Source organism: Curtobacterium sp. MCBD17_040, assembly GCF_003234805.2.
Classification (GTDB): domain Bacteria; phylum Actinomycetota; class Actinomycetes; order Actinomycetales; family Microbacteriaceae; genus Curtobacterium.
This window is the reverse complement of record NZ_CP126273.1, coordinates 1169260-1180845: the sequence shown is the minus strand read 5'-3', so window position 1 is coordinate 1180845 and position 11586 is coordinate 1169260. Positions and strand designations below refer to the sequence as shown.

Sequence of the window (11586 nt, the reverse complement as noted above, 5' to 3'; positions counted from 1 at the left end):
GTCGTCACCTCCGTCGCGGTGCAGGGCAGGACCAGGGTCACGAGTTCCCCTTCGCGAGCGAGTTCGTGGTCTTCACGATCGCCTTGATGGCGGCGCTGACGGACTCGTTGCCCACGGCCGCAGCGTGCAGGTTCGTGTTCACGGCCCGGGAGAACTGCGGGTACCAGGACGGTGCGCCGGCCGGGAATACGGCCTTCGAGCCCTCGAGGAGCGTGGTCAGCTCCTGGCCCTGTGCCAGGTGGCCGGACGTCGTCAGGGCCTTCATGGCACTGAGGCGCGAGGGCGTCGGGTAGTTCGGGAGCACCTTGGAGGGCCCGTCGGCACCCGCGAACGCCGCCTGGTTCTTCGAGGACGTCATCCACTTGATGAACTCGGCGGCCGCCTTCGGGTACTTCGCCTGCTTCGGGATGCCGATGCCGTCCGGGTTGCCGAGGTTCGCCACCGGGCCGTGGACGCCGGGGGTCGGGATGTACTCGACCTGGCCCACCACCGAGGAGGACGCGGGGACGTCGTAGAGGCTGCCGACGTTGCCCGAGTAGTCCGATGTGGTCGCGGCGGTGATGCCCTTGGCCATCAGGTTCTGCATGCCCTGCGAATCGTTGACGTTGATGTTGCCGGCGGGGACGAGGCCGTCCTTCAGCGCATCGACCATCCACTCGGCCGCCTTGTACCCGGGCGAGCTCGGCGACGCGAACTGGGGCCGCCCCTGCTTGTCCAGGACGGACCCGCCGAACGCGTTCGTCAGCTGGTACCAGTGCGTCGACAGACCCTCGGCGGCGGCGAACGGGATGTTCAGCGGGGTGTCCGTGACGCCCTTCGCCTTGATCTGCCGGAGGTCCTTGGTGTACTCGCTCATCGTCGTGGGCATGGTCGTGATCCCGGCCTTGGCGAACTCGGCCTTGTTCACCGTGGTGACCATGTAGGACGAGTCGAACGGGATGCCGTAGACCGTGCCCTTCGAGGTGAACGAGCTCATCTGGGGCATGTCCGGCCGCATGCTCTTGACGTCGAGGTACTGGGACATGGGGTAGAACCACCCGAGCTGGCCGAGCTGGCCGACCCGCGACCAGTCGACGTCGGTGGCATCGGCGAAGTAGGTGTGCGAGGTCGCCGCCGCCGAGATCTTGGTCTGGAGGCTGTCCCAGTCGGTGGTGGTCCACTTGACGTGGATCCCCGTGCTCTTCGTGAACTGGTCGAGTGCGGCCTGCGGAGGCGGCGGGTTCAGCCACGCCACGGTGATCGTGACGCCCTTGGTCTGGTCGGAGCCGCCGGACGAGGAGCTCCCGGAGCAACCGCTGGCGAGCAGTGACAGCCCCAGCGCACCCGCCAGGAGCGCGGTGCCCTTGAGGCTCTTTCGCGTGAATGGCATCTCATGACCCTTCTGAGACAGGGACGCATCGTCGCGCCTGTCCCTCCTCGCTGCGCACCGTGCGCAGGTGTGGTGGAACGATTGCACGATCTGCACGCGGGTGCCAACACGAGGACCGAATTCACACACCAACGGCCCCTTTCGCGCATTTTCTTGCTCGTACTGCACGTACTCTTGGCTTGTGCATGCGCAATGGCTACTGTGAGCATGTGCAGCGTAAGCAGAGGCTCAATCAGATCGTGTCGGCCATCGTCGAGCACGCCGAGATGGACGTCCCGTCCCTCGCAGCCCGGTTCGACGTCTCGGAGGCCACCATCCGGCGGGACCTCGAGGTCCTCGAGCAGCAGCAGCTCGTCAGCCGCACGCGTGGGGGCGCGACGCGTCACGTCGCCTTCAACGACCTCCCGCTCGGGTACAAGACCTCGCAGGACGCCGCAGAGAAGCAGCGCATCGCGCTCGCGGCGCTGCGGTTCCTGGACAGCGCGCGGGTGATCGGGCTCACGGGTGGGACCACCGTCTGGGAGTTCGCGCAGCACCTCGGCAGCCGCCCGGGGCTCACCGTCGTGACGAACGCACTCAACGTCGCCTCGAGCCTCGTGGGCAACAGCGGGATCCGCGTGTTCGCGGCGGGTGGCGAGGTGCGCGCCAGCAGTCAGGAGACCGTCGGACCGAGCGCGGAGTCGTTCCTCGCCGATTACCACATCGACGTCTCCTTCGTCGGTGTGGACGGTGTCGACGCTGCCGCCGGCTGCACGAACTACGACCCGGTGGGTGCCCGTGTGAACGCCAGGATGAGTCAGCGGTCACGGGCGACGGTCGTCCTCGCGGACGCGACGAAGATCGGCCGGACCGCGCTGGCCGGAGTGTGCCCGATGGAAGCCGTCGACGTCCTCGTGACCGACCTGCGCGCTCCGGACAGCGCCGTCGAGGCCATCGAGCGCCAGGGCTGCCGCGTCATCCGGGCCTGAGCCCGACGCATGGCGCCCGCCGCCGCTTCGCGCAGTTCGCGTCGCAGTTCTTGCGCATTGATTGCACACAACGCGCAGGACGTGCCAGGGTGAGCGCGTGGTCAAAGTAGCCTTCATCGGCGCCGGGAGCGTCGAGTTCACCCGCAACGTCGTCACCGATCTGTGCACCTACCCGGAGCTCCAGGGACAGCTCGAGCTGTCGCTCCACGACATCGACGCCGAGCGTCTCGGGTACGCCGAGGCCCTCGCCGGCCGGGTGTCCGACCTGGCCGGAGCCGGCGCGCGCATCAGCTCCGACATCGACCGACGCGCCGCGCTCGAGGGCGCCGACTTCGTCATCAACGAGATCCAGGTCGGCGGGTACGCGGCGACCCGCCTCGACTTCGACATCCCCGCCAAGTACGGGCTGCGTCAGACGATCGGCGACACGATCGGCGTCGGCGGCATCTTCCGCGGCCTCCGTACCATCCCCGTGCTCCAGGGCATCGGGAACGACCTCGCCGAGGTCGCGCCCGACTCCACCCTCCTCAACTACAGCAACCCGATGGCGATGCTGCCGTGGGCCGTCGCGGCGAGCACGCCCTTCCAGCGCGTCGTCGGCCTGTGCCACTCCGTGCGCGACACCCACCGCCAGCTCGCCGAGCTCGTCGGCGTTCCGCAGGACGAGATCGAGTACGTCACCGCTGGCTTCAACCACCAGGCGTTCGTCCTCCGGTTCAGCCGCGACGGCGAGGACCTGTACCCGCGCCTCCGCGAGGTCGTCGAGGCCGACCCGGAGCTGCAGCGCCGCGTGCGCGTCGAGATCTTCCGCCGGTTCGGGTACTTCCCCACCGAGTCGAGCGAGCACTCGGCCGAGTACGTGCCGTGGCTCATGCACGACGACGCCGCGATCGATCGGTTCCGCATCCCGGTCGGCGAGTACCTGCGCCGCTCCGAGGAGAACCTCGACGAGCTCGACGAGACGAAGCACATCCTCGAGGGCGGCGGGGAACTCACGCTCGAGCCCACCTCGGAGATGGCGTCGGAGTACATCCGCGCGCAGGTGACCGGTCAGCCGACGGACCTGTACGTCAACGTCGTGAACAACGGCAAGATCGCGAACCTCCCCGACGAGTGCGCGATCGAGGTCCCCGCGACGGTCGACGCCGACGGCCTGCACCCGCAGTCCGTGGGCGCACTGCCCGCGCAGCTCGTCGCGCTCAACCGGACGTTCCTCAACGTCGTCGAACTCACGGTCAAGGCCGTCCTCGAGGGCGACCGCGACCACGTGTACCACGCCGCGATGCTCGACCCGAACGCCGCCGCGTCGCTGAGCCTGGACGACATCCACGCGATGTGCGACGAGCTGCTCGAGGCGCACGGCGACTGGATCCCACAGGCGCTGCGTCTCCACTGATCGCCGCCGCACCACCATCGGGTGCGTCGGGAACCGCCATGCTGGTCCCGATGCACCCGTTCCCGGTCGACGTCCCGTCGTCGACCACGGACCGCGCTCACCGCGCTGGAAGGAACCCCACGACATGAACCAGGTCGAAGCCATCGTCCGTCGGCACCGCGGCGGCGACACCGTCGGGATCACCTCCGTCTGCTCCGCGCACCCCCTCGTGCTGCGGGCGTCGATGCGGCAGGCCCTCGAGGACGGCTCCGTCCTGCTCATCGAGGCGACCTCGAACCAGGTCGACCAGTTCGGCGGATACACGGGGCTCACGCCGGAGCAGTTCCGCGACCAGGTGCTCGGCTTCGCCGACGAGGAGTCCTTCCCCCGCGACCGCCTGGTGCTCGGCGGGGACCACCTCGGGCCGAACCGGTGGCAGCGTGAGACGCCGGATCAGGCGATGCCGAAGGCCGACGACCTCGTCGCCGCGTACGCCGCCGCCGGGTACGCCAAACTCCACATCGACTGCAGCATGCGGCTCGACGGCGACCCCACGCCCCTGCCCGACGCCGTCGTCGCCGAACGCGCGGCCCGGCTCATCGCGATCGCCGAGGCCGCCCGGCCGGCCGACGGCGAACCGCCCGTGTACGTGATCGGCACCGAGGTGCCCGTGCCGGGAGGCGCGCACGAGACACTCGGCGCGCTCCAGCCGACGAGTCCCGCGGCCGCACGCGAGACCCTCGACGCCCACCGGGGCGCCCTGCGCGACCGCGGCCTCGACGCGGTGTGGCCGCGGGTCGTCGCACTCGTCGTGCAGCCCGGCGTCGAGTTCGACCACCTCAAGGTGATCGACTACGACCGGACGGCGACGCAGCAGCTGCAGCGGGTCCTCGACGACGAGCCCGACATGGTGTTCGAGGCGCACAGCACCGACTACCAGACGCGCGGCCACCTGACCGAGCTCGTCGAGGACCACTGGGCCGTGCTCAAGGTCGGGCCGGGGCTGACGTTCGCCCTGCGCGAGGCCCTGTTCGCCCTCGCCGCGATCGAGGACGAACTCGTGCCCGCCGGCGAGCGCTCCGACCTCGTCGCGTTCATGGACGAGCGGATGGTCGCCGATCCCGGGTACTGGGAGCACTACTACGAGGGCGACGCCGAGGAGCAGCGCATCGCCCGCCTGTACAGCTACAGCGACCGCATCCGCTACTACTGGGCCTCGCCCGAGGTCGAGGAGCGCGTCGACCGGTTGTTCACCAACCTCACCGCGTCCGGGATCCCCGAGCCGCTGATCGGGCAGTTCCTGCCGAAGCAGTTCACGCGGGTGCGGCAGGGCGTGCTGGCGCCGGAGCCCGAGGCCCTCGCGGTCGACGCCGTGCGCGAGGTCCTCCGCGACTACGCGGCGGCCTGCGGGCACAGCGTCGGCTGACCGCCGGCCGCTCCCCCGCTCCCCCTTCCGCGAGATCGCAGTCGTTGCCGTTCTGACCGGCGTCGGAACGACGACGACTGCGATCTCGTCGGAACGGTCGGGTGCCGGCCACCCGGCCACCGGGACGCCGGACACCCGGGACGCCGGGACGCGCGGACGAGCAGGATGGACGGCGTGCACCCCGTCGACGCCCTGCAGGAGATCGCCTTCTGGCTCGAACGGGACCTCGCTCCGTCGTTCAAGGTGCAGGCGTTCCGCACGGCGGCCGCCGCGATCGCCGGTCGGTCCGACGACGATCTGGAGGCCCGGCTCCGCTCCGGCGCACTCGCCCGCACCAAGGGGGTCGGTTCCCGCAGCCTCGAGGTGATCGGCCAGGCGCTCGAGGGCCGCGTGCCCGACTACCTGCAGGCCCTGCGCGACCGGGAACGCGAGACGACGAGCGAGGCCGGGGCGGGCCTCCTGGCCGACCTGCGCGGCGACCTGCACTGCCACAGTGAGTGGTCGGACGGCGGCACGCCCATCGCGCTCATGGTCGAGGCGGCGCGGACCCTGGGGCGCGAGTACATCGCGCTCACCGACCACTCGCCCAACCTGACCGTCGCGCACGGTCTGACCGCCGAGCGCCTGACCGAACAGCTCGGCGTGCTCGACGACGTCCGGGCGGACCACCCCGACGTCCGGGTGCTCAGCGGGATCGAGGTCGACATCCTCGAGGACGGCACGCTCGACCAGACCCCGGCGATGCTCGACCGGCTCGACGTCGTCGTCGCGAGCGTGCACTCGAAGCTCCGCGCTGACCGCCGCACGATGACGGAGCGCATGCTCGGCGGCATCCGTGATCCGCACACGAACGTCCTCGGGCACTGCACCGGCCGCCTCGTGCAGGGGTCCCGCGGCGAGCGCCCGCAGTCGACGTTCGACGCGCGTGCGGTGTTCGAGGCGTGCGCGGAGCACGACGTCGCGGTCGAGATCAACAGTCGACCCGAGCGACAGGACCCGCCGGACGACCTCATCCAGCTCGCGCTCGAGGTGGGCTGCCTGTTCAGCATCGACACCGACGCACACGCGCCCGGACAGCTCGACTTCCTGCGGCTCGGGGCGGAGCGGGCGGGGCAGAACGGGGTTCCGGCCGACCGCATCGTGACGACATGGCCGGTGGAGCGCCTCCTGGCGTGGGCGCATCCGCAGGCCTGACGGCCGTCCGCCCCCGCCGTCCGAGGGCCACCGGCCACCGGCCACCGGCCACGGGCCGCCGACCACCCACGAATGCCGCGGGATCGGGGCCGGGGGCGCCAACGGCTGAGCAGAGTGACAGGATGAACGCGTGACGACGACGTCAGCGCGGCGCGACCTGTTCCGCCGCAAGCCGATCGACCAGGTCGAGGACGATCCGGGCGCGGGGTCCCCGCCCGGCGGTCTCGCTCGCCACCTGGGCCTCTGGCAGCTCACCGCGATCGGCGTCGGCGGCATCATCGGCGCGGGGATCTTCACCCTCGCGGGCCAGGTCGCGCACCAGACGGCAGGACCCGCGGTGCTCATCTCGTTCCTCGTCGCCGGGGTCGCGAGCGCGGCGGCAGCGCTGTCGTACGCCGAGTTCGCGGGGATGATCCCGAAGGCCGGCAGCGCCTACACGTACGGCTACGCGGTGCTCGGCGAGCTCGTCGCCTGGTTCATCGGCTGGGACCTGCTCCTCGAGTACACGGCGATCGTGGCGGTGGTCGCGATCGGCATCTCGGGGTACGTCGGGTTCCTGCTCGGGCAGGTGGGTCTCGACCTCCCGGCGTGGATGCTCGGCGCCCCGGGAACGGGGCACGGCCACGTCGTCGACGTGTTCGCGATCGCACTCTGTCTGCTCACGGCGTTCGTCCTGACCCGGGGCATCCGGAGTGCAGCGCGGTTCGAGTTCGTGGCGGTGGGGATCAAGGTCGCACTCGTCGTGCTCATCGTCGTGCTCGGCGTCTTCCACATCCGGGCGGCGAACTACCATCCGTACTTCCCGCACGGCTTCGGCGGGGTGATGACCGGGGCGGCGACCGTGTTCTTCGCGGTGTTCGGATACGACGCCATGAGCACCGCGGCGGAGGAGTCGAAGGACGCGCGGAAGCACATGCCGAAGGCGATCCTGCTGTCGCTCGGGATCGCCATGGTGTTGTACGTGCTGGCCACCCTGGTGCTCACGGGCATGCAGCGGTACACCGAGATCGACCCGGCGTCGGGCTTCGCGACCGCGTTCGCGTCGGTCGGGCTCGGGGGCGTGGCGGACGTGATCGCCGTGGGCGCGATCATCGGCATCGTCACGGTGCTCCTGACGTTCCTGCTCGGGGTCTCGCGCGTGTGGTTCTCGATGAGCCGCGACGGCCTGCTGCCCGCGTGGTTCGCCAAGACGGACCCGAAGCGACACGTCCCGACGCGCGTGACGTTGATCGCGGGCGCGGCGGCGGCAGTCCTGGCGGGGCTGCTGCCGATCGGCACCGTCGCGGAGCTGACGAACATCGGCATCCTGCTCGCCTTCGTCGTGGTCTGCTCGGCCGTGGTGGTCCTCCGCTACCGGCGTCCAGAGATCCCCCGCCAGTTCCGACTGCCGCTCATGCCCGTCGTGCCCGTGATCGGGGTGATGGCGTCCCTGTGGCTGGTGACGTTCCTCCAGTGGGAGACGTGGGTGCGGTTCGGCGTGTGGTTCGCGATCGGTCTCGGGGTCTACTTCGGGTACTCACGGCGGCACTCGGTCCTGGCGACCCAGGAGGCGCCGCCGTCCTCGGCCGGATAGGCGGGCGCCGTCCCTCCCCGTCGCGCGTCGTACACACTCGGCGGCCAGACGGGGCGGCAGCGGTTGCACACTGGGGCGTGCCGGACACATCCAGGGTGACCACCGATCCGAAGGAGTCCCGTGGACCCCACATTCACCGAGCTGTACCGGCTCCACTACCCCGCGGTGCTGCGGTTCGTCCGTCGACGAGCGCACCCGGCGGCCGTGGACGACGTCGTGTCCGAGACCTTCGTCGCCGCGTGGCGCCGGCAGGACGAGATGCTCGTCGCACCGCTCCCCTGGCTCTACCGGACGGCGCGGAACGTCATGCTCAACGCCGCCCGGAGCGCCGGACGTCGGACCGGACTCGCCGTCCGGGTGCAGGGTGAGGCATCGGTCGCGGTTCCGAGCGACGACCCGATCGCGACGCTCGAACGTCGGCACGACCTCGCCCTCGCGTGGCGCTCGCTCGACGAGCTCGACCAGGAGGCCCTGGCCCTGCAGGTCTGGGAGGGCATGACCGGAGCGCAAGCCGCCGCCGTCCTCGGCATCAGCCGTGCGGCCTACTCGATGCGCGCCAGTCGCGCCCGACGCCGCCTGGCAGCGGTGCTCCGCGACTCCGACGAGGGCGAGCGACGCGGATCGCCGACGGCAGCGTCCGCCGCCACGCACCCCGACACCGGCCGGGAGGCCCCGCAACCCGCCGCCGACTGGCCCACCTCCGACGCCGGCCGGGAGGCCCCGCACCCGCTCGCCAGCTGGCCCACCCCCGACGCGGATCCGGGCCCCGACCACCCGGACTCCCCCACCGCGATGACCGCAGTCCGCCACGACCGGAAGGCACGACGATGACACGACCGCACGCACCACGACTCGAGCACGAGCTCGGCGGCCTCGACACCGAGCCCCGCGCCGACCTGACCCCGAGCGAGGTCGACCGCGCGGAGCGCCTCCTCGCGGCCATCGTCCGACTCGACCCCGCACCGAGGGTGGGCCGCGCGACGGACTCGTCCCGGGCCTCCCGGCCGATGCCGGCGACACGCACCGGGCGCGGACCGGTCACACGGGCCGCCTGGGCGACCGGTGCCACCGTGGCGGGCGGCGCGCTGCTCCTCGGCGGCGCCGTGGTCGGCCTGCCGATCGCCCGCGACCTGTACCGCCAGCTGCCGGGACACGCGACGAGCCTGTCGACGGCCGAGATCGCCTCGTGGACGGCGGTCCCCTCGCACCCGTCGGCGACGTCCTCGTCGGTCGAGGCGCTCGCACAGCAGTGCACGACGTCGGTGGGCACCGACGCGACCCCGGCGGCCGGACGGATCTCGGTGTCGGACGTCGACCGCCGCGGCTCGGTCCTGACCATGGTGGCGTCGAGCGCGGGCGACGGCGCGCGGCGCTGGTGCCTCGTCGGCTCCGGACATGTCGTGTCGTGGGAGCTCATCGACGACCGCTCGACCCCGCTGCCGGTGCTCGCCGCCGGGACGGTCAACGTCCAGAGCACCGAGATGAACGGATCGGGCGGCCAGGCGATCAGCCGCGCGTACGGGCAGGTCGGGCCGGACGTCACGGGCGTCGTGCTCCACACCGCCTCGGGCAGGACGATCACGACGACCGTCGGGGACGGCCTGTGGACCGCGTGGTGGCCGCCGGTGGACCGGGACACCGGGGACCTCGGGGACCTGACCGTGACCTGGACGACGAGCGACGGCGCGACGCACTCGGCGTCGACGGACGCCCTCTCCGCGCTGCGCTGACCGGGCTCCCACCGGCCCGGTCACCCCCCCTTCGTCGAGATCGCAGTTGTTGCCGCTCTGGAGCCGCAGATACCGGCAACGACTGCGATCTCGCGGAAGAACGGGACGGTCAGGCGGCGGAGCGCTCCGCGGCCGGGCGGCGGCGCAGCGCCGGGTCGCCGACCTCCGGGCCGCGGTAGACCATGTCCATCGCCCCGACGCTCTCGCCGGGCGGGACGATCGCGTCGATCCGGTCGAGCACCTCGTCCGACAGCGCGACGTCGATCCCGGCGAGCGTGTCCTCGAGCTGCTCCATGGTCCGGGGTCCGGCGATGGCGGAGGTCACCCCGGGGTGCGCGATCACGAAGGACATCGCGAGGTGGGTGAGTGGGACACCGACCTCCTGGGCCAGCGTGATGAGCTGCTCGACGGTGGCGAGGCGACGTTCGTCACGGAAGTGCCGCATCCCGGAGACCGACGAGCGGAACACGTCGTTGTCCTGACCCGCCCGGTAACGCCCGGTCAGGGTGCCACCGGCGAGCGGGCTGTAGACCAGGGTCCCCATGCCGTAGCGCTCGGCGACGGGGAGGATCTCGCGCTCGATCTCACGGTCGAGGATCGAGTAGTTCGGCTGTTCGGTGCGGAACCGCTCGAACCCGCGGCGCTCGGACGTCCACTGCGCCTCGACGATCTCGGAGCCGCGCATCGAGGACGACCCGATCGCGCGGACCTTGCCCTGCCGCACGAGGTCGGTGAGCGCCGACAGCGTCTCGTCGATGTCGGTGTCGGGGTCCGGGCGGTGGAGCTGGTACAGGTCGATGTGGTCGGTCTGCAGGCGGCGGAGCGATCGCTCGACCGCCTGGGTGATCCAGCGCCGCGACGCGCCCCGATGGTTGACGTCGTCGTCCACGGGACCCCAGAACTTCGTGGCGAGGACGACGTCGTCGCGGCGGCCCTTCAGCGCTTCGCCGACGACCTCCTCGGAGTCGCCGTAGCGGTCGGCGGTGTCGACGAGGTTGATGCCGGCGTCGAGGGCCCGGTGGATGATCCGGACGCCCTCCTTCCGGTCCGGATTGCCGAGACTCCCGAGCATCATCGCGCCGAGCGCGTACGGGGTGACCTTGATGCCGGTGCGGCCGAGAGTGCGGTACTGCATGATGCTCCACTTCCGGACCCGCGCCGCCCTGTCAGCCGAGGCGGGTCGTATGATCGATGAATCGGAACGACCTTCCGGAACGACCGCTCGATGCGATTCGGCTATCCGGAACCCTGTTCCGCTTGATTCTGTCACCTTATGCGGAACTTTGTTCCGCCGCAAGAGGAGCCCCACCATGCCCGCGCCCACGAGCGACACCGAGGCGTCGATCGCCCCGGCCGGCCGACGGATGCGCTCGGACGCGCGGCAGAACGTCGATGCCCTCCTCGAAGCCGCGAAGGCGGTGTTCGCGGACGCCGGTGTAGACGCGCCGGTGCGGTCGATCGCCGAACGCGCGGGCGTCGGGGTCGGCACCCTGTACCGGCACTTCCCGCTCCGCTCGGACCTCATCTCGGCGGTGTTCCGGCGGGAGATGGACGCGTGCGTGGCGGCTGCGGAGGAGATCGAGGCCACCTCGCCGCCGGGCGAGGCACTCGACCGCTGGATCATGCGCTACACCCAGTTCGTCGCCACGAAGCGCGGGCTCGCTGCGGCACTCCACTCGGGCGACCCGGCGTACGAACTGCTCGCCGAGTACTTCTCGACGCGACTCGCACCGACGCTCGATCGGCTGCTCACCGCGGCGACCGCGTCCGGGGACGTCGTGCACAAGGTCGACGCCGCCGAGTTCCTCGGGGCGGTCGCGGACCTCTGTCACGCGGGTGGGCCTCCCGGGACCGAGCGGTCCGGCCGTGCCGAACGCATGGTGCGGCTGCTGCTCGCGGGACTGCGGGCGGAGCCGGGCGACTGACGACGTCGGACGCTCCTGCGACGATG

10 protein-coding genes are annotated in these 11586 nt (G+C 71.1%); 8 read left to right on the top strand and 2 right to left on the bottom strand.

From position 1 onward, the window contains the following. Positions 1-37: 37 nt before the first annotated feature. Entirely contained in the window at positions 38-1369 is a 1332-nt protein-coding gene (locus DEI94_RS05630) for an ABC transporter substrate-binding protein (protein ID WP_111026820.1), read from the bottom strand. A gap of 209 nt (positions 1370-1578) precedes the next feature. Here DEI94_RS05630 and DEI94_RS05625 point away from each other — a divergent pair, with 209 nt between their 5' ends. From DEI94_RS05625 to DEI94_RS05595, 7 genes are all read left to right on the top strand, one after another. Next, positions 1579-2337 (top strand): DeoR/GlpR family DNA-binding transcription regulator, encoded by a 759-nt coding sequence (locus tag DEI94_RS05625; protein ID WP_181435114.1) that lies wholly within the window; start codon positions 1579-1581, stop codon positions 2335-2337. A gap of 97 nt (positions 2338-2434) precedes the next feature. Further along, a complete protein-coding gene (locus tag DEI94_RS05620; protein ID WP_111026818.1) occupies positions 2435-3733 on the top strand; it encodes an alpha-glucosidase/alpha-galactosidase in 1299 nt (432 codons plus the stop codon). A 124-nt stretch (positions 3734-3857) separates the two neighbouring features. Beyond that, a complete protein-coding gene (locus DEI94_RS05615; RefSeq protein ID WP_111026817.1) occupies positions 3858-5138 on the top strand; it encodes a D-tagatose-bisphosphate aldolase, class II, non-catalytic subunit in 1281 nt (426 codons plus the stop codon). A 174-nt stretch (positions 5139-5312) separates the two neighbouring features. Then, the gene (locus DEI94_RS05610; protein ID WP_111026864.1) at positions 5313-6332 is read left to right on the top strand and encodes a PHP domain-containing protein; all 1020 of its coding nucleotides are present in this window, start codon (positions 5313-5315) and stop codon (positions 6330-6332) included. Positions 6333-6462: 130 nt separating this feature from the next. Then, positions 6463-7905, top strand: coding sequence for an amino acid permease (locus DEI94_RS05605; protein WP_111026816.1), 1443 nt, complete (start codon positions 6463-6465; stop codon positions 7903-7905). A 120-nt stretch (positions 7906-8025) separates the two neighbouring features. After that, positions 8026-8736 carry a sigma-70 family RNA polymerase sigma factor gene (locus tag DEI94_RS05600; protein ID WP_146249497.1) on the top strand — a complete coding sequence of 237 codons (711 nt, stop codon included), beginning with the start codon at positions 8026-8028 and terminating at the stop codon, positions 8734-8736. Then, a complete protein-coding gene (locus DEI94_RS05595) occupies positions 8733-9635 on the top strand; it encodes a hypothetical protein (RefSeq protein ID WP_111026815.1) in 903 nt (300 codons plus the stop codon). The genes DEI94_RS05600 and DEI94_RS05595 overlap by 4 nt, the downstream gene beginning before the upstream one ends. 109 nt (positions 9636-9744) lie before the next feature. Here the strand turns inward: DEI94_RS05595 and DEI94_RS05590 are convergent, their stop codons facing one another. Beyond that, positions 9745-10770, bottom strand: a complete 1026-nt coding sequence (locus DEI94_RS05590) for an aldo/keto reductase (RefSeq protein ID WP_111012708.1) — start codon at positions 10768-10770, stop codon at positions 9745-9747. A gap of 175 nt (positions 10771-10945) precedes the next feature. Here DEI94_RS05590 and DEI94_RS05585 point away from each other — a divergent pair, with 175 nt between their 5' ends. Further along, positions 10946-11560 carry a TetR/AcrR family transcriptional regulator gene (locus DEI94_RS05585; RefSeq protein ID WP_258378010.1) on the top strand — a complete coding sequence of 205 codons (615 nt, stop codon included), beginning with the start codon at positions 10946-10948 and terminating at the stop codon, positions 11558-11560. Positions 11561-11586 lie beyond the last annotated feature (26 nt).

Bases quoted from the DNA above. Each gene is read 5' to 3' on its own strand.
- DEI94_RS05630 (WP_111026820.1), bottom strand. From the start codon at position 1,369: ATGCCATTCACGCGAAAGAGCCTCAAGGGCACCGCGCTCCTGGCGGGT.
- DEI94_RS05615 (WP_111026817.1), top strand. From the start codon at position 3,858: ATGAACCAGGTCGAAGCCATCGTCCGTCGGCACCGCGGCGGCGACACC.
- DEI94_RS05595 (WP_111026815.1), top strand. From the start codon at position 8,733: ATGACACGACCGCACGCACCACGACTCGAGCACGAGCTCGGCGGCCTC.
- DEI94_RS05590 (WP_111012708.1), bottom strand. From the start codon at position 10,770: ATGCAGTACCGCACTCTCGGCCGCACCGGCATCAAGGTCACCCCGTAC.
- DEI94_RS05585 (WP_258378010.1), top strand. From the start codon at position 10,946: ATGCCCGCGCCCACGAGCGACACCGAGGCGTCGATCGCCCCGGCCGGC.